Below are 21,114 nucleotides of genomic sequence, written 5' to 3' on the forward strand. Positions count from 1 at the left end.
GGTTGATTTTCTGCGGCTGCGAAGCAATAAAGTTGCAACTCGGCGCAGACTAGCGTCACTTTGTTACCAGGGAGCCGTCATGTTGGACAATATGCTACGCGGGACGATCTGCATCGAAGATATCGAAGTCGGCATGTCGCGCCATCTGCGCAAGGTCGTGACCGATATGGATATCGAACTTTTCGCGCAGGTCTCGACCGACCGCAACCCGGTGCATCTGGATGACGACTATGCCCGCGAGACGATATTCGAGGGGCGCATCGCCCATGGCATGCTGACCGCCGGGCTGATCTCGGCGGTGATCGGGGAACAGCTGCCCGGTCATGGCACGATCTACCTTGGGCAATCGCTCAAATTCCTCGGCCCCGTGCGCCCCGGCGATATGGTGCTGGCCGAAGTCACCGTGACCGACATGAACATCGCCAAACGCCGCGTAAAAATGGACTGCCGCTGTACGGTCGACGGCAAACCCGTGCTGGCCGGAGAGGCCACGGTCCTCGCCCCCTCGGCCAAGCTGGACTGAACGGGCGGTTTTCGCCGCCTGTGCATCTTGCTCTTGCCCCGTAGCACGGCTAGGCAAGGCGCATGCGGATCATCCGAGATTATCAATTCGTCGACCTGCCAGATCGCGGTGCCACCGCCGCGATCGGCAATTTTGATGGCGTGCACCTTGGCCACCGGTCGGTGATCGAACTGGCGCAGCAGGCGGCCCCCGACGCGCCCCTTGGCGTCGTCACCTTCGAGCCGCATCCCCGCGAATATTTCGCCCCCGACGCCCCGCCCTTTCGTCTGATGGGCCGCGAGGCCCGTGCGCATCGGCTGGAAAAGATCGGCGTCAAACGGCTTTATGAACTGGCCTTCAACAGCACGCTTGCGGGCCTCTCGCCCGAGGCTTTTGCCCGCGACGTGCTGCATGAAGGGCTGGGGCTGGCCCATGTGGTCGTCGGTGCCGACTTCTGTTTCGGCAAGGGCCGCGCGGGCACCGCCGACGATCTGGTCCGCTTTGGCGCGCAATATGGCTTTGGCGTCACCATCGCCCCCTTGATGGCGCGCGATGAGCTGACCGTCTCCTCCACCGCCATCCGCAAGGCACTGACCCGCGGCGCGCCACGCGAAGCCGCCGCCATGCTGGGCCATTGGCACCGTATTGACGGGCCCGTGATCTCGGGCGAGCAGCGTGGCCGCGAGTTGGGCTTTCCCACCGCGAATATGTCCATCGACGGCCTGCACCCGCCCGCCTTCGGCGTCTATGCCGTGCTGGTCGACGTGCTGGAGGGGCCGCATAAGGGCAGCTATCACGGGGCGGCCAGCATCGGCACCCGCCCGATGTTCGGTGAGAACAAAGCCAATATCGAGACCTATGTCTTTGACTTCAAAGGCGACCTTTATGGCGCGCCGCTCTCGGTCGGTCTGGTCGAACATCTGCGCAGCGAAGAGAAGTTTGACAGCCTCGATGCGCTGATCAGCCAGATGGGGCAGGACTGCGACCGCGCCCGGGCCATTCTGGCGGCGTTATGAGCGATCCGATCCCCCGCAAGGGTCTGACCCCGAAGTTCTGGGAGAAGAAACCCCTGACGGAGATGTCCCAGACCGAATGGGAAGCGCTCTGCGACGGATGCGGCAAATGCTGTCTCAACAAGCTCGAAGACGAAGACAGCGGCGAAGTGGCCCTGACCCGCGTCGCCTGTCGCCTGCTCGACGACAGCAGCTGCCGCTGCGTGCATTACGAGAACCGGCATGAATTCGTGCCCGATTGCATCGTGCTGCGCCCCGACAACCTTGATACCCACGCCTATTGGATGCCGCAGAGCTGCGCTTACCGCCTGCTCTGGGAGGGCAAGCCCCTGCCCGAGTGGCACCCGCTCAAGACCGGCACGCCCGACAGCGTGCATGACGCCGGGGTGAGCGTGCAATTTGATACCGTGTCCGAATTTGATACCCCGTTCGAAGAATGGGAAGACCATATTATCGAGGAGCCCACCTAATGTTTTTCGCCTCTGACAATGCCGGCCCCGTCCACCCCAAGGTGATGGAGCGCGTGATCGCCGCCAATACGGACTACGCGATGCCCTACGGCAAAGACCCGATCATGGATGAGGTCCGCGACCAAATCAGGCAGCAGTTCGAGGCACCCGAGGCCGAGGTCTACCTCGTCGCCACCGGCACCGCGGCCAATGCGTTGGCGCTGGCCTGCTACACCCAGCCGTGGCAGACGATCTTCTGCTCCAAAGTCGCGCATATCGAAGAGGATGAGTGCAACGCGCCCGAGTTCTACGCAGGTGCGGCCAAGCTGACGCTGGTGGAGACCGAAAACAAGATGACCCCCGAGGCCCTGCGCCGGGCCATCGTCGCGCGGGTGGCGGGCGACGTGCACACGCCGCAACGCGGCCCGGTGTCGATCACGCAGGTGACGGAACGCGGCGGGGTACACAGCCTTGGAGAACTGCGCGCGCTGACCGCGGTGGCCAAGGAATACGACCTGCCCGTCCATATGGACGGCGCGCGTTTTGCCAATGCGCTGGTGGCACTGGGCTGCACCCCGGCTGAGATGACGTGGAAATCGGGTGTTGATGTGGTGAGCTTTGGCGGCACCAAGAACGGCTGCATGGGCGTCGAAGCCGTGGTGTTCTTTGACCCCCAAAAAGCGTGGGAGTTCGAGTTGCGCCGCAAGCGCGGGGCGCATCTCTTCTCCAAACACCGGTATCTTTCGGCGCAGATGGCGGGCTACCTTGCGGAAGGGACATGGTTGGAAACGGCCAAGACAGCCAATGCCAATGCAGCCCATCTTGCCCAAGGGCTACGCGCGGCGGGGGCGGAATTCCTGCATGAGCCTGCGGCGAACATGATCTTCGCCCGCTTCCCCCGCGCCATTCACCGCAAGCTGCACGAAGCAGGCGCGCGCTATTATCTGTGGAACGGCACGCTCGACGGCGATGACGCCGAGATGGTCGCGGCGCGTATGGTCTGCGACTGGTCGATCAGCCGTGAGCGGATCGACCAGTTCCTAAGCCACTTCTAAACGTTTACGCCAGCGGCACGTCCTTCAGGAAATCGCGGATCGCCTCGGCGACCTCGGCGGCATGGGTAATGGGCACCATATGCCCTGCCCCCTCGACCGAGACGCGCCGTGCGTCCGGCAAGCGGCGCATCAGCGACGCGTTGATCGCATGGGCCGCCTTGGGAGAGGCGCTGCCTTCGACCAAAAGCGCGGGCATCGACGCACGGTCGAACATGCCCGGCGCCAGCAACCCCGCGCTATCCTCCCCCAAGAAGGGCGAAGAGGCGGGGATGAAGCCGATGCGGTCGACCATATAGGCGCGGGTTGGCGCGGGGATTTGATCCCATTTCGTGCCATCGCCCCAAACGCGGTTAAACAGCCGCGCGGCGGTTTCCGCGTCCCCCGCAGCCAGTGCCGCCTCAAAAGCCGCGTTCTGCTCGTTGTATTCGGCCATCGCCTCGGGATCATCCTGTTTGGCGGCGGCGAAATAGACCGGCTCGATCAGGGTAATGCTACGCACCAGTTCAGGATGCTCGATCGCCAAACGCATCGCCACCGTCGCCCCAAAGGAATGGCCGATCAGGTCCATCGGCGCTTCGAGCAGGCTCAGCGCCATCTCTGTCGCCACGTCGTGGATATTCCCCTGCCCGTCCCAATCGCCCGACCGCCCGTGCATCGGCAGGTCGAAAGCACGCAAGGTCAGCTCATCCGACAGCGCCGCCCCGATCCCCCGCCACGCGCCGGAATGCGCCAGCGAGCAATGGATCGCCAAGGCCGGGCGCGGGCCGTGACCGAACCGACGCGCGTTGATCTCTGGGGTCACAGCTTGCCCCCGAGGTGCAGATCGAGGTCTTCCAAACGGTCCTGCCCCCAAAACTTCTGATCGCCGACGATATAGAACGGTGCACCAAAGACACCCTGCGCCACCGCCTCTTCAAGGTTCGCGGCATAGGTCTCGGCGCCTTGCAACAACCCGCTGTCGGCCAGAGCCGGATCGAACCCCGCTTCGCTCAGGCAGGCGCGGACCACATCGTCATGGCCGATGTCCTTTTCCTCGGCCCAGACCGCGCGGGTGACGGCATGGGTCAGCTTGCCCAAATCGCCCCCGCCCGCATTCTGCGCCGCGATCACCGCATAGGCCGCGGGCGCGCCATTCGTCGGCCAATGCGCGGGTTTGAGGTTGAACGGCAGGCCCAGCTTGCGCGCCTGCCGCGGCAGGTCTTGGGCGCGGTATTCATTCCGGCTGGGATGACGCTCTGCCGGGGGCAGCCCGCCGGTGCGCGGGAATGCGGCCACGATGTCGAAAGGTTTGTAAACGATCTCAGCCCCGTGCTTTTCGGCAATCGCCTCAAGCCTGTTCCCGGCGAGGTAGCAATAGGGTGACAGCGTTGCGAAAAAATAGTCGATCCGGGCCATTTGGCTCTCCTTCGGGGGCGGTGCAGCTTTGCCCGACCGTAAGCGCATGCTAAGCGGTGTCAACGTCACGAATCTGCAACCTACCGCTGCCCCGGAGCTCCTATGCCACGCACTTCAGAACCTAAACTGATCTCAGGCAATGCCAATATGCCGCTTGCCAAGGCCATCGCGCGGCGCATGTCGCTGCACCGCGGCGTCAATGTCGGCCTTGTCGATGCACGGGTCGAGCGGTTCAACGATGGCGAGATTTTCGTCGAGGTTTATGAGAACGTGCGCGGCGAGGATATGTTCATCATCCAGCCCACGTCGAACCCCGCGAACGACAACCTGATGGAACTGATGATCATGGCCGACGCGCTGCGCCGCTCCTCGGCCGCGCGGGTCACGGCCGTGCTGCCCTACTTCGGCTACGCGCGCCAAGACCGCCGCACCAAGGCGCGCACGCCGATCACCGCCAAGATGGTCGCCAACATGCTGACCGGCAGCGGGATCGAGCGGATCCTGACCATGGACCTGCACGCCGCGCAGATCCAAGGTTTCTTCGACATTCCGGTCGACAACCTCTATGCCTCCCCGATCTTCGCGCTGGATATCAAGGACGCTTTCAAAGACCGTATGGATGAGTTGATGGTCGTCAGCCCCGACGTTGGCGGCGTGGCCCGCGCGCGCGAACTGGCCAAGCGGATCAACTCCCCCCTGTCGATCGTCGATAAGCGTCGTGAAAAGGCCGGCGAAGTGGCCGAAATGACCGTGATCGGCGATGTGAAGGGTAAGACCTGCCTGATCGTGGACGACATCTGCGACACCGCGGGCACGCTCTGCAAAGCCGCCGAAGTGCTGTTGGAGAACGGCGCCAAGGAGGTGCACTCCTACATCACCCACGGTGTCATGTCCGGCCCGGCGGTTGAACGTGTGGCCAATTCCGTCATGAAATCGCTTGTCATCACCGACAGCATCGCGCCGACCCCTGCGGTTAAGAAAGCGCCGAACATCCGCATCGTGCCCACCGCGCCGATGTTCGCCCAAGCGATCCTGAACATCTGGAACGGCACCTCCGTCTCCTCGCTGTTCGAGGCGGAAACGCTGGGCCCGATCTATGACGGGATGTATGCCGCGAGCTAAGCCGCGTGCTGTGATCTAGGGCCGGCCCCAGCGGGCCGCCCACCCCTGCTAGGTCCCTCTCCCAGCATGACGGGCCTAGCCGATGACCCAGTCATCTTCCTCCCCCAGTGATCCGATTGCCGTCCACGCCAGCCGCGCGCGTGCCACGCGGGTGTCGCCCCATGTGCGGAACACCATATCAAAGCCTGCCTCGGTCACCGCCTCGGCGCAGATATCGGCGCGGGTGACGGTGCTGGCGTCGATGTCCCACAGCGACATCGTGACCTGAACATGGGGCGGCTCTCGGAAGGGTTCTGAAAAGCTGATCCGACGGCGGCGTTCACGCTGGCCATGGCCCGTCCACATCGAACCACCGTCCTCGAACTCGGAAAACAGCATCACTTCGCCGTTGTCCACGCCGATGGTATGGCTGCGCAGTCGTTTCATATTCCTAGCCTGCCCGCTTTTGTGATCACCGCACAATGATGCCGCAGCAGAGAGAGGCAGAAAAGCAAAAAGCCCCGCCAAGGCGGGGCTTTTCACTGATTTTCAACGCATTACAGGTTGGGCTGTTTGCTCGACAACCCGATGTGATCGCCCACGGCAACCATATCGGCGAGCAGCTTGGCGGCGTCATCCACGGGGCCGGGCTCATTCTCCCAGTTGTCCTTGGCGCGGGTGTAGACGGCATGCGCCTCTGCCACCATGCTGTCCATCTGCTCCTGCGTCATGTCGGCACGCGCCACGGCACGTTCCGCCAGCACAGACACGCCGCCCTGACCGCCGATTTCGGCGAAGCCGCCGGTCACGACGTATTCGGTCGTGCCCTCCGGCCCTTCCACGCGCAGAAGGCCCGGACGCAGGGTGGTGATGGTGGGCGCATGATCGGCCATGGCCGTCATGTCGCCCTCGGTGCCCGGAATCTGCACGGCCGTCACCTGCATCGATGCCAGCCGCCGTTCCGGCGAAACGAGGTCGAATTGCATTGTGTCTGCCATTGTCAGCGCTCCTTAAGCGGCGTCTGCCGCCATTTTCTCGGCTTTCGCCTTCACTTCGTCGATGCCGCCAACCATGTAGAAGGCACCTTCGGGCAGGTGGTCATACTCACCGGCAACCACGGCCTTGAAGGACGCGATTGTCTCTTCCAGCGGCACCTGAACGCCGTCGGACCCGGTGAAGACCTTCGCCACGTCGAAGGGCTGGCTGAGGAAGCGCTCGATCTTACGGGCGCGCGCCACGGTCAGCTTGTCCTCTTCCGACAGTTCATCCATGCCGAGAATGGCGATGATGTCCTGAAGCGATTTGTAGCGCTGAAGCACCTGCTGCACGTCTGTCGCCACCTTGTAGTGCTCGTCGCCGATGATCAGCGGGTCGAGCAGGCGCGAAGTGGAGCCGAGCGGGTCAACCGCCGGGTAGATGCCCTTTTCCGAGATCGAACGGTCGAGAACCGTTGTCGCGTCGAGGTGCGCAAAGGAGGTCGCCGGCGCGGGGTCGGTAAGGTCGTCCGCGGGAACGTAGACGGCCTGAACCGAGGTGATCGAGCCGTTCTTGGTCGAAGCAATACGCTCCTGCATGACGCCCATGTCGGTCGCCAGTGTCGGCTGGTAACCCACGGCCGAAGGAATACGGCCCAGAAGGGCGGACACTTCGGAACCGGCCTGCGTGAAGCGGAAGATGTTGTCGACGAAGAACAGAACGTCGGAACCGGATTCGTCGCGGAACTGCTCGGCCAGTGTCAGGCCGGTCAGGGCGATCCGCATACGCGCACCCGGAGGCTCGTTCATCTGGCCGTAGACCAGCGCAATTTTCGAATCCACGAGGTTGTCGGGAACGATAACGCCGGATTCGATCATCTCGTGGTAGAGGTCGTTGCCCTCACGGGTCCGCTCACCCACGCCCGCGAACACCGAGAGACCCGAGTGCACTTTGGCGATGTTGTTGATCAGTTCCATGATGAGAACGGTCTTGCCCACGCCGGCACCGCCAAAGAGGCCGATCTTACCACCCTTGGTGTAGGGGGCCAGCAGGTCGATGACCTTGATGCCAGTGACGAGGATCTCGGTCTCGGTCGACTGGGCCGCGAACTCGGGCGCTTCGCCGTGAATCGCGCGGGAGTTGTCCGCGTTGACCGGGCCCTGCTCGTCCACGGCTTCGCCGGTGACGTTCATGATGCGGCCCAGGGTCGCGTTGCCCACGGGCACGCGGATCTGGTCACCGGTGTTGGTCACCGACTGGCCGCGCACGAGGCCTTCGGTGGCGTCCATCGCGATGGCGCGCACGGTGTTTTCGCCAAGATGCTGCGCCACTTCGAGAACCAGCGTCTTGCCTTGGTTCTCGGTGTGGAGCGCGTTGAGAATCTCGGGCAGTTCGCCCTCGAATTGAACGTCAACGACAGCGCCGATGACCTGTGTGATTTTACCGACAGCTTGTGCCATGTCGTGTCTCCGATTTGCTTACAGCGCTTCCGCGCCGGAAATGATTTCGATCAGCTCGTTGGTGATGACGGCCTGACGCGTGCGGTTGTACTCGATGGTCAGTTTCTCGATCATCTCGCCCGCGTTGCGTGTGGCGTTGTCCATCGCCGACATCCGGGCACCCTGTTCGGATGCACCGTTCTCCAGCAGGGCCGAGAAGATCGCCGTGGCGACCCCGCGCGGCAGAAGGTCGGCCAAGACCGCCTCTTCGCTGGGTTCATAGTCGAACAATGTGGACGCTGCGCTGTCGTCGCCTGCTTCGCCGTCGAATTTGGCGGGGATGATCTGCTGCGCCGTCGGCGTCTGCATGACCACGTTGACGAACTTCGCGTAGAAGATCGTCGCCACGTCGAATTCGCCCGCGTCAAAGCGGTTCAGCACGTCTTGCGCGATGTTCTGCGCGTCGCCATAGCCGATCTTTTTGACTTCGCTGAGGTCAACATGGCCCACCAGATGAGCGCCCAGATCGCGGCGCAGCGCGTCGCGGCCCTTCTTACCAACGGTGAGGATTTTCACCTCTTTGCCCTGGGCCAGCAGATCGCGCGCATGGGCCTTGGCCTTCTTCGCGATGTTGCTGTTGAAGCCGCCGCACAGTCCGCGTTCGGCGGTCATGACCACCAGCAGATGCACCTTGTCTTCACCCGTGCCGCTGAGCAGCTTGGGCGCACTGTCGGAGCCGCCGACGCTGGCCGCGAGCCCTGCCATCACGGCATTGAACCGCTCAGAATAGGGACGCGAAGCCTCGGCAGCCTCCTGCGCGCGGCGAAGTTTCGCCGCGGCAACCATTTGCATGGCCTTGGTGATCTTGCGGGTCGATTTGACCGACGAGATCCTGTTCTTCAGGTCCTTGAGATTTGGCATTGCCTTATCTCCCGTTTAAGCGAAGTCGGCGGCGAAACCGTCGATGGCGGCTTTGATCTTCTCTTCCAACTCGCCTTTGACCTTGCGGTCGTTGTTGGTGAGGTCCTTGAGAAGGTCGTCATGCTTGCTGCGCAGATGCGCCAGCAGGCCCGCTTCGAAGCGGCCAACGTCCGAGATGTCCACCTTGTCGAGATAGCCGTGGGTACCGGCGTAGATCACGCAGACGATTTCGGAGTTGGTCAGCGGCGCGTACTGGGGCTGCTTCATCAGTTCGGTCAGACGCGCACCACGGTTCAGCAGCTGCTGGGTCGCGGCGTCAAGGTCGGAACCGAACTGGGCGAAGGCCGCCATTTCGCGGTACTGGGCCAGCGACAGTTTCACCGGACCGGCCACCGAGGACATCGCCTTGGTCTGGGCCGAGGAGCCAACGCGGGACACCGACAGACCGGTGTTCACGGCGGGACGGATGCCTTGGTAGAACAGTTCGGTCTCAAGGAAGATCTGACCGTCGGTGATCGAGATCACGTTGGTCGGAATAAACGCGGAAACGTCGCCACCTTGGGTTTCGATGATCGGCAGCGCGGTCAGAGAGCCGTTGCCAGCTTCATCACCCAGCTTCGCCGAACGCTCGAGCAGGCGGGAGTGGAGGTAGAAAACGTCGCCCGGGTAAGCTTCGCGGCCCGGCGGGCGACGCAGCAGCAGGGACATCTGGCGGTAGGACACGGCCTGCTTGGACAGGTCATCGTAGATGATCAGCGCGTGGCGGCCGTTGTCGCGGAAATGCTCGGCCATCGCGGTGGCGGCATAGGGCGCGAGGAACTGCATCGGCGCGGGCTCGGACGCGGTTGCGGCCACGACGATGGAGTAGTCGATCGCGCCGGTCTCTTCGAGCTTTTTCACCAGCTGCGCCACGGTCGAGCGTTTCTGGCCGATCGCGACGTAGACGCAGTACATCTTCTTGCTCTCGTCGTCGCCAGCGGCTTCGTTGACCTGAGCTTGGTTCAGCATCGCGTCGAGCGCGACGGCGGTCTTGCCGGTCTGACGGTCGCCGATGATCAGCTCACGCTGGCCACGGCCGATCGGGATCATCGCATCAACGGACTTGAGGCCAGTGGCCATCGGCTCGTGCACGGATTTACGCGGGATGATGCCGGGTGCCTTCACGTCGGCGATGCCGCGCTTGGTGGCGCCGATGGGGCCTTTGCCGTCGATGGGGTTGCCAAGACCGTCAACAACGCGGCCCAGCAGTTCGTCACCGATTGGCACGTCCACGATGGAGTTGGTGCGCTTGACGGTGTCGCCTTCGGTAATGTCGCGGTCGGAGCCGAAGATAACGACACCCACGTTGTCGGCTTCGAGGTTCAGGGCCATGCCCTGAATGCCGCCGGGGAATTCGACCATTTCACCGGCCTGAACGTTGTCCAGACCATAGACGCGGGCGATACCGTCACCGACGGAGAGAACGCGACCCACTTCGGCCACTTCGGTTTCCTGACCGAAATCCTTGATCTGGTCCTTCAGGATCGCAGAAATCTCTGCTGCTTGGATACCCATTTATCCGACCTCTTTCATTACATTCTGGAGGGAATTGAGCTTGGAGCGGATCGAGGTGTCGATCATCTTCGAGCCCACTTTGACGACAAGACCGCCGATGAGGCTTTCATCAACGGTCGCATGAAGTGATACTTTTTTGCCGGTGGAAGCGGTCAGCGATTTCGCCAGCTTGTCCGACTGTGTCTTCGTCAGTGCCTTGGCCGTTGTGACCTCGGCAGTGATTTCGCCTTTGGCTTCGGCAATGGTCTCGCGCAGCGCTTTGACCAGCGCGGGCAGCGCGAACAGGCGGCGCTTTTGCGCCATTAGTTGCAGCGTGTTCGCCATGGTCTTGGTCAGGCCCATCTTTTCGGCCAGCACCTTGATCGCCTGTTCCTGCTCTTCGCGGGTATAGAGCGGCGAAGTGGTCAGGCGGCGAAAATCGTCGCTGTCGTTCAATGCCGCTTCAAGCGCGGTAAGATCGCCCTCGATGGCATCGACCTGATTGGCCTCGCGGGCCAGATCGTACACGGCTGTCGCATAACGTTCCGCGATACCGGTGGAAATGGAAGCAGGTTCGGACACGTCCATCCTCTCGTTCAATAAGCGCCGGATATGCGAATATGTCGCGTCACCAGCAGTTGGCGCGGCTTGAAGTTACCCAAGACGTCTAAATCAGGGGCGATGTAGCAGACAGGTTCGCGCCCGGCAACACAGTATAGGCAGGTAATGTCGCGGCGTGCTGCAATATTGCAAGGGCTGCGGCTAATCGCGGCTCTTTGCCGCAGAAAAATGCCAGCCCATTTATCACCGGGGCGGGTCCACGAATCCGGCTCCCTCGCCTACTGCATGGGCAAAGTCTACAAGGCGCTGAGGTGTTTAGACCGGTTTCGCCTGCGGCTCTGCCATCCCCTCCAACACTCCGATGGCGCGCCTTGCGGTGCTGCGTTGCGGACGACCTCGCGGCGGGTAAACCAGTTTCGTGGCCTCCACCAAGATCGCGCCGCCGCCCATCATCGTCGGCATCTGACGTCCGATTTTCTCGAACAAAGGCGCCGATTTCATCCAGATTCGCTGCTGCGACGGGAACTGATAAAGCGCGCCAAGGTGCCGTTCGGGCAGGAACTGATGCTTGCGCAACTGCGTCTCCAGCTGCCCCGGCGAATAGGGCCGCCCATAGCCGAACGGGGTGCGGTCGCGCCGCGCCCACATGCCCGCGCGGCTTGGCACGATGAACAGCGCCTTGCCCCCCGGCCCCAGCACGCGCCAGCATTCGTCGAGCAGCTCACTGGGCCGCTCAGAGGTTTCGAGCCCATGCATCAACACCAGCTTATCCACCGCCCCCGTCTCGACCGGCCAGAGGGTCTCTTCCGTCAGGACCGAGGTGTTGGGCATCCCCGCAGGCCAAGGCATCACCCCCTGCGGGCCGGGCATCAAGACCATCACCCGCCGCGCATCCGCCAGATAGGGGCGCAGCAGGGGCGCGGCAAAGCCAAAGCCGACAACGGTCTGACCCTTCGCCTCGGGCCACAACTCCAACAACCGCCCGCGCAGGGATTTCTGCGCCGCACGTCCCAACGCGCTGCGATAATAGAAATTGCGCAGATCCTGTACATCAAGATGCATTGCAGCCCGCCTTGGTGAGTGTCACTCTTGCCGGACCATAACAACACAGCGAGGTAAGACGCCATGGCCTTTGATCTGGTCACGATTCCCTGTCTGTCGGACAACTACGCCTTTCTGCTGCGTGACCATGACAGCGGCGCGGTGGCGCTGATCGACGTGCCCGAGGCCGCGCCGATCATGGCAGAGCTTGACCGCCGCGGCTGGACGCTGAGCCAAATCTGGTTGACCCACCACCACCCCGACCACGTTCAAGGTCTGGCCGAACTGCTGACCCGCTTCCCCGCCGAGGTGATCGGTGCCAAGGCCGATTCCCACCGCCTGCCCCCGCTCGACCGGGCGGTGGCCGAGGGTGACAGCATCGAGTTGGGCGCGCTTGCGGCCCAAGTGCTCGACGTTTCGGGCCATACCGTGGGCCATATCGCTTTTCATGTGCCCAAGGCCAAGGCGGCCTTCACCGCCGACAGCCTTATGGCGCTTGGCTGCGGTCGCCTCTTTGAAGGCAGCCCCGCACAGATGTGGGAAAGCCTGCAAAAGCTGGCCGCCCTGCCCCGTGACACGACGATCTGCTCAGGCCATGAATATACCGCCGCCAATGCAAAATTCGCCCTGACCGTTGATCCGGACAATGCCGCCCTTATATCAAGGGCCAAGGACATCGACAGCGCCCGCAGCAAAGGGCAGCCGACCGTCCCCTCGTCGCTTTCAATGGAACTAGAAACCAATCCCTTCCTGCGCCCCGGCGACCCGGCCATCCGCGCGACCTTGGGGATGTCAGACGCCACCGACACGGAAGTGTTCACCGAAATCCGCAGGCGAAAAGACCAGTTCTGAGCGCCTGCAATCATGGCTCAAAGTCCTCGCTCACGGCAAATGTGACCGATTCGGACCAGAATCTTCTTGAAGATGGGCGATGATCAACCAAACTCTAATACTATGAGGCCATGGTCGGACCGGGGCCTGAGACATCTCAGCACCTCACCGACCCCGATCGAAAAGGAGCACGCCCGTGCCTTCATTCTCGACTACACTTGAGCAGGCAATCCACGCGGCCCTCGCGCTGGCCAATGCCCGCCGCCACGAATTCGCAACGCTTGAACATCTGTTGCTGGCCTTGCTCGATGAACCCGACGCCGTGCAGGTCATGAAAGCCTGTTCCGTCGATGTCTCCGACCTGCGCGATACGCTGGTCGAATTCGTCGACGATGACCTTAGCAACTTGATCACCGACATCGACGGTTCCGAAGCGGTGCCGACGGCGGCCTTCCAGCGCGTGATCCAACGCGCCGCGATCCACGTGCAATCCTCGGGCCGGACCGAGGTGACGGGCGCCAACGTGCTGGTCGCCATCTTTGCCGAGCGTGAGAGCAACGCCGCCTATTTCCTGCAAGAGCAGGATATGACCCGCTATGACGCGGTAAACTTCATCGCCCATGGTGTCGCCAAAGACCCGGCATATGGGGAATCCCGCCCCGTCACAGGCGCGCCCGAGGCCGAGGAAGAGGCCCAAGGCGTCACCGATGGCGACAAGAAGGAATCCGCGCTGGCCAAATACTGCGTGGACCTCAACGCCAAGTCCCGTGAGGGCGACATTGACCCGCTGATCGGCCGCGAGGGCGAGGTTGAGCGCTGCATTCAAGTGCTCTGCCGCCGCCGCAAGAACAACCCGCTTCTGGTGGGGGATCCGGGTGTTGGCAAGACCGCCATCGCCGAAGGTCTGGCGCGCAAGATCGTCGCCGGCGAAACGCCTGAGGTGCTGGCCAATACCACGATCTACTCGCTCGACATGGGCGCCCTGCTCGCAGGCACCCGCTACCGCGGTGATTTCGAGGAGCGGCTCAAGGCCGTGGTGACAGAGCTCGAGGACCACAAGGACGCCGTGCTCTTCATCGACGAGATCCACACCGTGATCGGCGCCGGTGCTACTTCTGGCGGGGCAATGGATGCCTCCAACCTGCTGAAGCCCGCGCTTCAGGGCGGCAAGCTGCGCACCATGGGCTCCACCACCTATAAGGAGTTCCGCCAACACTTCGAGAAGGACCGCGCGCTGAGCCGCCGGTTCCAGAAGATCGACGTGAGCGAGCCTTCGGTCGAAGACGCCACAAAGATCCTGAAAGGTCTCAAGCCCTATTTCGAGGAGCATCACAGCGTCAAATACACCTCCGACGCGATCAAGACCTCGGTGGAACTGGCGCATCGCTACATCAACGACCGCAAGCTGCCGGACAGCGCCATCGACGTGATCGACGAAGCCGGTGCCGCGCAGCACCTCGTCGCCGCCTCCAAGCGCCGCAAGACCATCGGCACCAAAGAGGTCGAGGCCGTGGTGGCCAAGATCGCTCGCATCCCGCCGAAGAACGTCTCCAAGGACGACGTGGTGGTGCTGAAGGATCTGGAAAGCTCGCTCAAGCGGGTGGTCTTCGGTCAGGATGCCGCGATCGAGGCGCTGTCTTCGGCCATCAAACTGTCCCGCGCAGGCCTGCGCGAGCCGGACAAGCCCATCGGCAATTACCTCTTCGCTGGTCCCACTGGCGTGGGTAAAACCGAGGTCGCCAAGCAATTGGCCGACACCCTTGGCGTGGAACTGCTGCGTTTCGACATGTCGGAATATATGGAGAAACACGCGGTCAGCCGTCTGATCGGCGCGCCTCCGGGCTATGTCGGCTTCGATCAGGGCGGCATGCTGACCGATGGCGTGGACCAGCATCCGCACTGTGTGCTGCTCTTGGACGAAATGGAGAAGGCGCATCCGGACGTCTACAACATCCTGTTGCAGGTGATGGACCACGGCAAGCTGACCGATCACAATGGCCGCACGGTGGATTTCCGCAATGTGGTGCTGATCATGACCTCGAACGCGGGCGCCTCCGAACAGGCCAAAGCGGCTGTAGGCTTTGGCCGCGACCGCCGCGAGGGTGAGGATACCGCCGCGATCGAGCGGACCTTCACGCCGGAGTTCCGCAACCGTCTGGACGCGGTGATCTCCTTCGCGCCGCTGCCGAAGTCGGTGATCCTGCGGGTGGTCGAGAAGTTCGTGCTGCAACTCGAAGCGCAGCTGATGGACCGGAACGTGACCATCGAACTGTCGAAGAAAGCCGCCGAATGGCTCGCCGACAAGGGCTATGACGACAAGATGGGCGCGCGCCCCCTGGGCCGTGTGATCCAAGAGCACATCAAGAAGCCGCTGGCCGAGGAACTGCTCTTTGGCAAGCTGGCCAAGGGCGGTGTCGTTAAGGTCGGTGTCAAAGATGATGAGTTGACGCTCAAGGTCTTGGGCAGCGAAAGCAAGCGTCTTTCCGGTGACCGGCCCCCGCTGCTCACCGCGGAATGATCTATCGGGCCGCACTGGCCCTGATCCTCTCCTCCGCCAGCCCTGCGCTGGCGGAGGATTTGCAACTGGCCTTCCCGCTGGATTGCACCCTTGGGCAGGATTGCCACATCCAACAATATATGGACCGCGACCCGAGCGACGGCGCAGAGGACTATCGCTGTTCCGGCCTGACCTATGACGGCCACAAGGGCACGGATTTCGCCCTGCCCGACCGGGCGGCGATGGCCGCGGGCGTCACCGTGCGCGCGGCAGCGGCGGGGGTGGTCAAAGGACTGCGGGATGGGATGCCGGATGGCGCGCGGCTTTCAGAGGTTGAAGGGCGGGAATGTGGCAACGGCGTGGTGATCGACCTCGGCGAGGGATGGGAGACGCAGTACTGCCACCTGAAACGCGGCTCGCTCCGCGTGCAGGAAGGGCAAGAGGTGGCGGTCGGCGATGCGCTCGGGTTGGTCGGTCAGTCCGGCAAAGCGGCCTTTCCGCACCTGCACCTGTCGCTGCGCCATCACGGCACGCCCGTCGATCCATTCGCCCCCGAAGACCCCAGTTGTGACACCGAACCGCGCAACACCCTCTGGCAAGACACCCCGCCCTACCGCCCCGGCGGGCTGATTGCGCTTGGCTTTGCCGACCGCGTGCCCAGCTATGATGAGATCAAAGCGGGAGAGGCCCATCGCGACAGCCTGCCCAAAGAGGCGTCTGCCTTGGTCATCTACGGCTACAGCTACGGCACGCGGAAGGATGACGTGCTGCGCCTCAGCCTCGCCGGTCCGAAGGGCAGCGTGATCGAAAGGGATGTGGTGATGGAAAAGCCGCAGGCGCAATCCTTCCGTGCGATCGGCAAACGCGCGGCTTCTGCGCCATGGGCCGCCGGGCGCTATACAGGCAAGGTTACCCTGCTGCGCGAAGGCCGTGTGATCGACGAAAAGACCGGCGTTCTGACCCTGCGATAGGTCCGGGGTGCCCGCTTACTTCTCGGTAAACTTCAGCTCGATCCGCCTGTTCTGCGCCCGCGCGGCTTCGGTATTGCCCTCGGCCACGGGCTGATACTGGCCAAAGCCGTTGGCAGCCAAACGATCCGGCGCGATGCCGAGGAAATTGACCATATATTTGACCACCGACAGCGCCCGCGCTTGGCTGAGTTCCCAGTTGTCCGCAAACTCCCCAAAGCCGGAAAGCGGCACATTGTCGGTATGACCATCGACGCGGATCACCCAATCGATCTCGGGCGGGATCTCGTCCACCACGCTGCGCAGGATGCCCGCCACCTTGGCAATCTCACCCTGCCCGTCTTGGCTCAGCACCGCACTGCCCGGCGCGAACAGCACCTCGGAGGAGAAGACGAAACGGTCGCCTTCGATCCGCACCCCCTCCTGATTGCCCAGCAGATCACGCAAACGGCCAAAAAATTCCGAGCGGTACTGGGCGAGGTTCTTGCTCTCTTCCTCAAGCCGCTTGCGCTCGGCCGCTTCCAACTCGGCGCGGCGGCGTTCCTCTGCTGCGACCCGCGCCAGCGCGGTGTTCAACTCGGAGCCAAGCGACTGCAATTCCACCGATTTCGCCGCATCCCGCGCCACGGCGTCATCAAGCAACGCCTGTAGGTTGCCCAGTTGCGCGCGCAGTTCCGCGACCTGTTGGCTCAGCAACTCGGTCTGCCGCTGCGCGGCGGCGCTCACGGCTTTTTCCTCGGCCAGCGTCTCTTCGGCTTGGGCCAAAAGGGCCGCGCGGCGTTCGGCGGCGGTGGTCTTATCCTCGGCCAAGGTCTCGGCGGCGAGTTTTGCCGCCAGCGCCTGCGCCAGACGTTCGCGCAGGTCCGACTGCGTGCCGCTCAGCGCCGCGCCCTCCTCCTCAAGGGACTGCACACGGGCCAGCGCCTCGGCCAGACGGGCGTTCAAGGCCTGCTCGGTCGCCTCGGCCTGCGCCAGCCGCGTGCGCAGCTCCTCTTCGGTGCCTTCCGCGGCTTCCAACGCTTCGGCCAGGGCGGCGCGTTCGGCCTCCAGACCCGCGCCGCTCTCCTCCAGCCGCTCCATCCGCAGCAGTGCTGCGGCAAGCTCACTGTCAAGATCGCTGCGCGCCGCGCGGGCGGCCGCCAAAAGGGTCAGCGTCTCTTCGGCCTTCTTGCGCTGCGCCTCAAGCGAAAGGGTCATGGCCGTCAATTCCGCATCCGCATCCTCCAGCCGGTCGCGCAGAGCCTGCGCCGCTGCGGCTTCGGCCAAACGCGCGGCTTCCTCGGCGCTCAGCGCCTCTTCGGCCTCCGCCACCTCGGCATTGAGGGCGGCGACTTCGGCCTCGGCTTCGGCGTTTTGCGCCCGCAAATCGGCCACCAGCGCGTCCAGCGCCTCGCGTTTCGCGGCGGCAAGCCGGGCCGTTTCCGCCTGCGCGTCGATCTCCTCCCGCGCGGTGCTGAGCGCGAGGTTCAGCGCCTCTTGCTCATCCAACAGCGCGGCTTCGCGGGTTTCCAAGTCACCGATGCGCGCCTGATCTTCGGCCTGCGAGGCCAAGAGCGCGGCCACCCGCGCCTCAAAGCCGGTGATCTCGGCCTCGGCCGCTTGCAAGGCAGCCGCCTGCGCGTCGCGTTCCGAGGTCAGCCCGGCGATCACCGCCTCTTGCCGCGACATTTCATCACGCGCGTCGTTCAGTGAGGCATTCAACGCGCCGAGCCGCGCCTCCAACCGCGCGGTGGTCCGTTCCTCGACGCCAAGCGCTTGGGCAAGGGCCGCGACCTCTCCGGCCAGTTCGTTAAGCTCGCTTTCCTGCCCGCTGATCCGCTCGGTCAGGACGAATTGCACCACCATGAAGATGGTCAGCACGAACATAAGAACCAGCAAAAGCCCGGTCATCGCATCGACGAACCCCGGCCAGATGGAGCCCTGAAACCGTGCGCCTGTCCGCCGGGAAAGTGCCATTACTGGTCCCCGCCACCGGGGGTATCGCCCGCCCGCAGGCGACGGGCTTCAGGGGCGCGTTGCCCGGAAAGCGCCTTGGCCAGCAAAGAGATATCCTTGCGCAGTTCGGCCATGGTTTCCTGACGCCCGGCTGAGATTTCTTCCAAGATACGCAGCATCTGCACATCGATGGAGCGCAGGCGCATCCGGCTTTCCGCGTCGATCCCCTCGCCCGCGACCTGACCTTCGAGCGTGGCGATCAACCGGTCCTGCCCGTCGGCCACCCGCTCCAGCGCGCTGTTGGTGGACGTGTCATGCTCCATCCGGGTGGTCATCCGGTCCACGGCATCGGCCAGCTTGCCCAGCTTGTCGTCGACCATGGCGCGGCTGACGTCAGATTGGGTGAACATCTGCTGCATCTCGGCCATCTGTTCGACCATCTGGTCCATCACGCTGGCCATGATGTTCTGATCGCTCACATCATCGCCCGAGGTCAGCCCGACCCGCGTGATGGAACTCAGCCAATCTTCCAACTCTTGGTAAAACCGGTTCTGCCCATGCCCCGCAAAAAGCTCCAACAGCCCCACGACGAGAGAGCCCGCAAGCCCCAGAAGCGAAGAGCCAAAGGCCACGCCCATGCCGCCCAGTTGCGCCTCAAGCCCGGTCATCAGACGGCCAAAGACATCGACACCCGCCTCTCCCTCACCCGGGGCGAGGGAGCGGATCGTGTCGACCACCGCCGGAACGGTCGTGGCCAGCCCGTAAAACGTTCCCAGAAGGCCGAGGAAAATCAACATATTGACGATATAGCGCGTGATCTCGCGCACTTCGTCGATACGCGAGGCGACGGAATCGAGGATCGACCGGGTGGAGGTCGTGCTGACCTGCATCCGCGCACCGCGCTGGCGCAGAAGCGACGCCAAGGGTGCCAGCAACTGCGGCGGCTTGGCATCGGGTTCGGCATTGCCGGCGGCAAAATCCTCGATCCAGCGGACCGAGCCGATAAGCTGCATCACCTGATAGAAACAGGCCAGCACACCGACGATGAAGACAAAGATGATGACCCCATTCAGCCATGGGTTCGCGGCAAAGATCGGCAGCACCCGCGGCAGCGCCAAAAACACCCCGGCCCCCGTAAGGCCGAGCGCGATCAGCATCAGAGAAATCTGACGCACCGGTTGTGAAAACTGCGGTTTTGCCTTGCGGTCTGGCTGTGCCATGCGGCCTTTCCTGACCCTTTGTTCTGCTCTTGCCGCAGCCTACACTGAAACGGCGAAGAGTTGCCAAGTTTTTATGAGGTCAAAGCCTTCACCCGATCATGCAACCACTCCAACGCGGGGTCATGCAAGCCCACTTCGGACAGATGCACGGCGGTGTTGATCAAATACTCGGTATTTGGTCCGCGTCCGCCTACGGCGCGGGCAATGATCTGCGCTTGTTCTTCCAAGGGCAGCCCGCCGCAATATTGATCATGCGCCGCGTCGATAACATAGGTCACCGCCTCCACGTCGCGGCCATCGGTCAGATGCACGGTGAGGTTTTTCTCGACATAGGCCGAGGAGATCAGCTCACGTTCGCGCAGGTACTCCAGCGTCTGCGCCTCCTGCCCCGCAGCCACCCGCATCGCCATGCCTTCGCAGGCCGAGCGGACGGATTCGTCGAGCGCCAGTACCAGCCCCGGCTGGTCGACCGTGCCCCGGTGATGGATCGAGCGCATGCAGAACGATCGCGCATAGCCCGGCAGCATGGCGATCACGCTTTCCGCCACCTCGAAACCGGGGTTCCACAAAAGGCTGCCATAGCCAAATACCCACATTGTCATCCTGCTGGTCCTTTCTGCTGGCCTTCGGTAAACCGCATCTGAAGCACGATTTGAAGGGCTATCGAAATGCGGAAATTGGTTTGGCTGCTGATTGTGCTCGCCGCACTTTGGGGCGCGTGGTGGGCCGCCGCCACGGCGCAGATGCAAAGCACGCTCACCCGCTTGCTCGACACCCGCCGCGCGGCGGGCTGGGAGGTGACGCTCAAAGAGATCGACAAAGCGGGCTTCCCCCTATCTTTGCAAAACCGGCTGAGCGGGTTGGCCGTGGCGGACCCGACCCGTGGTCTGGCATTCGAAGCCCCGCAGATTGATCTCTCCGCCCCGGTTTGGTGGCCCGGTGATCTCTCCGCCCGCGCGCCCGTTGCGGCTGCCGACCTGCCCGCAGGGGCGCTGCCCCTGACGCTGAAGATGCGCGATCTGCGCGCCGATCTGGAACTCCACCCCGGAACCTCGCTTCAGCTGGAGGCGATGGAGCTTCGCAGCACGCATCTTGAGGTCGACGGCCCCGACGGGCTGCTGCTGAAGGCCGAAGAGCCGCGAATGCGGATCGCGCAATCGGGCAATGCGGCGCGGGACTATGACATCGCGCTGCTGCCCGGCGGCATCACCCCCGGCCCCCTGCTGCGCAAGGTCTTGGGCGATGGCACAGGCCAGCCCGGCGGTCAGCCGATGCTGTCGGCACGGATGGCCGTGACCTTTGCCCGCCCGTTGGACCGGCACAGCGCGATGGCAGGCACCCTGCCACAGATCGACGCGCTGACGGTTGAGAATGTGGATGCCGCTTGGGGCGAGGTGGCTTTGGGCGCCGAGGGGGCGCTGACCTTTGACGCTGCGGGCATTCCCGATGGGGTGCTGAGCCTGCGCGTCACCAATTGGTCCAGACTGCTCGACGCGGGCGAACGCGCGGGCTTTCTGCCGCCGTCGATGCGCGGGCAGGTCGACACCATGCTGCGGCTGTTGGAAGCGCGGGGCGGCACGCCGGGCGGATTGGACCTCGACCTGATCTTTTCGGACGGTCAGATGATGCTGGCGGGGATCCCGCTTGGCCCCGCACCGCGGTTGATCCAGCCCTGACC

Annotated in this window: 21 protein-coding genes; 9 read left to right on the forward strand and 12 right to left on the reverse strand. The window is 63.4% G+C overall.

Annotated features, from left to right (window positions below):
* Nucleotides 1-79: 79 nt before the first annotated feature.
* The 4 genes from ACGYK7_RS10165 to ACGYK7_RS10180 all read left to right on the forward strand — a co-directional run bounded on the left by ACGYK7_RS10165 (nucleotide 80) and on the right by ACGYK7_RS10180 (nucleotide 3,019).
* Nucleotides 80-523 (forward strand): MaoC family dehydratase, encoded by a 444-nt coding sequence (locus ACGYK7_RS10165; protein WP_394401776.1) that lies wholly within the window; start codon nucleotides 80-82, stop codon nucleotides 521-523.
* Nucleotides 524-585: 62 nt separating this feature from the next.
* A complete protein-coding gene (locus tag ACGYK7_RS10170) occupies nucleotides 586-1,518 on the forward strand; it encodes a bifunctional riboflavin kinase/FAD synthetase (protein WP_394401779.1) in 933 nt (310 codons plus the stop codon).
* Nucleotides 1,515-1,985 (forward strand): YcgN family cysteine cluster protein, encoded by a 471-nt coding sequence (locus ACGYK7_RS10175; protein WP_394401782.1) that lies wholly within the window; start codon nucleotides 1,515-1,517, stop codon nucleotides 1,983-1,985. Before ACGYK7_RS10170 ends, ACGYK7_RS10175 begins: the two co-directional genes overlap by 4 nt.
* On the forward strand, nucleotides 1,985-3,019 hold the full coding sequence (locus tag ACGYK7_RS10180; protein ID WP_394401785.1) for a threonine aldolase family protein: 1,035 nt from the start codon (nucleotides 1,985-1,987) through the stop codon (nucleotides 3,017-3,019). The genes ACGYK7_RS10175 and ACGYK7_RS10180 overlap by 1 nt, the downstream gene beginning before the upstream one ends.
* Nucleotides 3,020-3,023: 4 nt before the next feature.
* On the opposite strand, the gene ACGYK7_RS10185 is transcribed toward ACGYK7_RS10180, so the two are convergent.
* Together ACGYK7_RS10185 and ACGYK7_RS10190 are read right to left on the reverse strand one after the other, a co-directional pair.
* Nucleotides 3,024-3,821, reverse strand: a complete 798-nt coding sequence (locus ACGYK7_RS10185) for an alpha/beta fold hydrolase (protein ID WP_394401788.1) — start codon at nucleotides 3,819-3,821, stop codon at nucleotides 3,024-3,026.
* A complete protein-coding gene (locus ACGYK7_RS10190) occupies nucleotides 3,818-4,414 on the reverse strand; it encodes a 2-hydroxychromene-2-carboxylate isomerase (protein WP_394401791.1) in 597 nt (198 codons plus the stop codon). The genes ACGYK7_RS10185 and ACGYK7_RS10190 overlap by 4 nt, the downstream gene beginning before the upstream one ends.
* Nucleotides 4,415-4,516: 102 nt before the next feature.
* Here ACGYK7_RS10190 and ACGYK7_RS10195 point away from each other — a divergent pair, with 102 nt between their 5' ends.
* Entirely contained in the window at nucleotides 4,517-5,536 is a 1,020-nt protein-coding gene (locus ACGYK7_RS10195; RefSeq protein WP_067262737.1) for a ribose-phosphate pyrophosphokinase, read from the forward strand.
* A 75-nt stretch (nucleotides 5,537-5,611) separates the two neighbouring features.
* Here the strand turns inward: ACGYK7_RS10195 and ACGYK7_RS10200 are convergent, their stop codons facing one another.
* From ACGYK7_RS10200 to ACGYK7_RS10230, 7 genes are all read right to left on the reverse strand, one after another.
* Nucleotides 5,612-5,962, reverse strand: a complete 351-nt coding sequence (locus ACGYK7_RS10200; RefSeq protein WP_394401794.1) for an H-type lectin domain-containing protein — start codon at nucleotides 5,960-5,962, stop codon at nucleotides 5,612-5,614.
* A 110-nt stretch (nucleotides 5,963-6,072) separates the two neighbouring features.
* Nucleotides 6,073-6,513, reverse strand: coding sequence for a F0F1 ATP synthase subunit epsilon (locus ACGYK7_RS10205; protein WP_394401797.1), 441 nt, complete (start codon nucleotides 6,511-6,513; stop codon nucleotides 6,073-6,075).
* 12 nt (nucleotides 6,514-6,525) lie between these two features.
* The gene (atpD, locus tag ACGYK7_RS10210) at nucleotides 6,526-7,950 is read right to left on the reverse strand and encodes a F0F1 ATP synthase subunit beta (protein ID WP_394401800.1); all 1,425 of its coding nucleotides are present in this window, start codon (nucleotides 7,948-7,950) and stop codon (nucleotides 6,526-6,528) included.
* 18 nt (nucleotides 7,951-7,968) lie between these two features.
* Entirely contained in the window at nucleotides 7,969-8,850 is an 882-nt protein-coding gene (locus ACGYK7_RS10215; RefSeq protein WP_394401803.1) for a F0F1 ATP synthase subunit gamma, read from the reverse strand.
* Nucleotides 8,851-8,865: 15 nt separating this feature from the next.
* Nucleotides 8,866-10,404 carry a F0F1 ATP synthase subunit alpha gene (atpA, locus tag ACGYK7_RS10220; RefSeq protein ID WP_394401806.1) on the reverse strand — a complete coding sequence of 513 codons (1,539 nt, stop codon included), beginning with the start codon at nucleotides 10,402-10,404 and terminating at the stop codon, nucleotides 8,866-8,868.
* On the reverse strand, nucleotides 10,405-10,965 hold the full coding sequence (locus ACGYK7_RS10225; RefSeq protein ID WP_067262214.1) for a F0F1 ATP synthase subunit delta: 561 nt from the start codon (nucleotides 10,963-10,965) through the stop codon (nucleotides 10,405-10,407).
* Nucleotides 10,966-11,259: 294 nt separating this feature from the next.
* Nucleotides 11,260-12,006 carry a class I SAM-dependent methyltransferase gene (locus ACGYK7_RS10230; RefSeq protein ID WP_067262215.1) on the reverse strand — a complete coding sequence of 249 codons (747 nt, stop codon included), beginning with the start codon at nucleotides 12,004-12,006 and terminating at the stop codon, nucleotides 11,260-11,262.
* Nucleotides 12,007-12,069: 63 nt separating this feature from the next.
* Here ACGYK7_RS10230 and gloB point away from each other — a divergent pair, with 63 nt between their 5' ends.
* From gloB to ACGYK7_RS10245, 3 genes are all read left to right on the forward strand, one after another.
* Complete coding sequence (gene gloB, locus ACGYK7_RS10235; RefSeq protein ID WP_394401810.1) at nucleotides 12,070-12,837, forward strand: hydroxyacylglutathione hydrolase; 768 nt, start codon at nucleotides 12,070-12,072, stop codon at nucleotides 12,835-12,837.
* A 175-nt stretch (nucleotides 12,838-13,012) separates the two neighbouring features.
* A complete protein-coding gene (gene clpA, locus ACGYK7_RS10240; RefSeq protein ID WP_394401813.1) occupies nucleotides 13,013-15,334 on the forward strand; it encodes an ATP-dependent Clp protease ATP-binding subunit ClpA in 2,322 nt (773 codons plus the stop codon).
* Nucleotides 15,331-16,284, forward strand: a complete 954-nt coding sequence (locus ACGYK7_RS10245) for a M23 family metallopeptidase (RefSeq protein ID WP_394401816.1) — start codon at nucleotides 15,331-15,333, stop codon at nucleotides 16,282-16,284. Before clpA ends, ACGYK7_RS10245 begins: the two co-directional genes overlap by 4 nt.
* Nucleotides 16,285-16,299: 15 nt before the next feature.
* Here ACGYK7_RS10245 and ACGYK7_RS10250 read toward each other — a convergent pair whose 3' ends face one another.
* The 3 genes from ACGYK7_RS10250 to ACGYK7_RS10260 all read right to left on the reverse strand — a co-directional run bounded on the left by ACGYK7_RS10250 (nucleotide 16,300) and on the right by ACGYK7_RS10260 (nucleotide 20,038).
* Nucleotides 16,300-18,237, reverse strand: a complete 1,938-nt coding sequence (locus ACGYK7_RS10250; RefSeq protein ID WP_394401819.1) for a peptidoglycan -binding protein — start codon at nucleotides 18,235-18,237, stop codon at nucleotides 16,300-16,302.
* Nucleotides 18,237-19,436 (reverse strand): biopolymer transporter ExbB, encoded by a 1,200-nt coding sequence (locus ACGYK7_RS10255; RefSeq protein WP_394401822.1) that lies wholly within the window; start codon nucleotides 19,434-19,436, stop codon nucleotides 18,237-18,239. The genes ACGYK7_RS10250 and ACGYK7_RS10255 overlap by 1 nt, the downstream gene beginning before the upstream one ends.
* Nucleotides 19,437-19,507: 71 nt before the next feature.
* Nucleotides 19,508-20,038 (reverse strand): gamma-glutamylcyclotransferase, encoded by a 531-nt coding sequence (locus tag ACGYK7_RS10260; RefSeq protein ID WP_394401825.1) that lies wholly within the window; start codon nucleotides 20,036-20,038, stop codon nucleotides 19,508-19,510.
* 66 nt (nucleotides 20,039-20,104) lie between these two features.
* Here ACGYK7_RS10260 and ACGYK7_RS10265 point away from each other — a divergent pair, with 66 nt between their 5' ends.
* Nucleotides 20,105-21,112 (forward strand): DUF2125 domain-containing protein, encoded by a 1,008-nt coding sequence (locus tag ACGYK7_RS10265; protein ID WP_394401828.1) that lies wholly within the window; start codon nucleotides 20,105-20,107, stop codon nucleotides 21,110-21,112.
* Nucleotides 21,113-21,114: the final 2 nt, after the last annotated feature.

The sequence above is a fragment of the Sulfitobacter sp. 1A15299 genome, from assembly GCF_043556915.1.
Classification (GTDB): Bacteria; Pseudomonadota; Alphaproteobacteria; order Rhodobacterales; family Rhodobacteraceae; genus Sulfitobacter.

Excerpts from the sequence above, each read along its gene's own strand:
- ACGYK7_RS10205 (WP_394401797.1), bottom strand. The coding sequence starts at position 6,513 with ATGGCAGACACAATGCAATTCGACCTCGTTTCGCCGGAACGGCGGCTG.
- ACGYK7_RS10260 (WP_394401825.1), bottom strand. The coding sequence starts at position 20,038 with ATGACAATGTGGGTATTTGGCTATGGCAGCCTTTTGTGGAACCCCGGT.
- ACGYK7_RS10255 (WP_394401822.1), bottom strand. The coding sequence starts at position 19,436 with ATGGCACAGCCAGACCGCAAGGCAAAACCGCAGTTTTCACAACCGGTG.
- ACGYK7_RS10230 (WP_067262215.1), bottom strand. The coding sequence starts at position 12,006 with ATGCATCTTGATGTACAGGATCTGCGCAATTTCTATTATCGCAGCGCG.
- ACGYK7_RS10170 (WP_394401779.1), top strand. The coding sequence starts at position 586 with ATGCGGATCATCCGAGATTATCAATTCGTCGACCTGCCAGATCGCGGT.
- ACGYK7_RS10180 (WP_394401785.1), top strand. The coding sequence starts at position 1,985 with ATGTTTTTCGCCTCTGACAATGCCGGCCCCGTCCACCCCAAGGTGATG.
- ACGYK7_RS10190 (WP_394401791.1), bottom strand. The coding sequence starts at position 4,414 with ATGGCCCGGATCGACTATTTTTTCGCAACGCTGTCACCCTATTGCTAC.
- atpA (WP_394401806.1), bottom strand. The coding sequence starts at position 10,404 with ATGGGTATCCAAGCAGCAGAGATTTCTGCGATCCTGAAGGACCAGATC.
- ACGYK7_RS10195 (WP_067262737.1), top strand. The coding sequence starts at position 4,517 with ATGCCACGCACTTCAGAACCTAAACTGATCTCAGGCAATGCCAATATG.
- atpD (WP_394401800.1), bottom strand. The coding sequence starts at position 7,950 with ATGGCACAAGCTGTCGGTAAAATCACACAGGTCATCGGCGCTGTCGTT.
- ACGYK7_RS10250 (WP_394401819.1), bottom strand. The coding sequence starts at position 18,237 with ATGGCACTTTCCCGGCGGACAGGCGCACGGTTTCAGGGCTCCATCTGG.
- gloB (WP_394401810.1), top strand. The coding sequence starts at position 12,070 with ATGGCCTTTGATCTGGTCACGATTCCCTGTCTGTCGGACAACTACGCC.
- ACGYK7_RS10265 (WP_394401828.1), top strand. The coding sequence starts at position 20,105 with ATGCGGAAATTGGTTTGGCTGCTGATTGTGCTCGCCGCACTTTGGGGC.
- ACGYK7_RS10175 (WP_394401782.1), top strand. The coding sequence starts at position 1,515 with ATGAGCGATCCGATCCCCCGCAAGGGTCTGACCCCGAAGTTCTGGGAG.
- ACGYK7_RS10245 (WP_394401816.1), top strand. The coding sequence starts at position 15,331 with ATGATCTATCGGGCCGCACTGGCCCTGATCCTCTCCTCCGCCAGCCCT.
- ACGYK7_RS10165 (WP_394401776.1), top strand. The coding sequence starts at position 80 with ATGTTGGACAATATGCTACGCGGGACGATCTGCATCGAAGATATCGAA.
- ACGYK7_RS10215 (WP_394401803.1), bottom strand. The coding sequence starts at position 8,850 with ATGCCAAATCTCAAGGACCTGAAGAACAGGATCTCGTCGGTCAAATCG.
- ACGYK7_RS10200 (WP_394401794.1), bottom strand. The coding sequence starts at position 5,962 with ATGAAACGACTGCGCAGCCATACCATCGGCGTGGACAACGGCGAAGTG.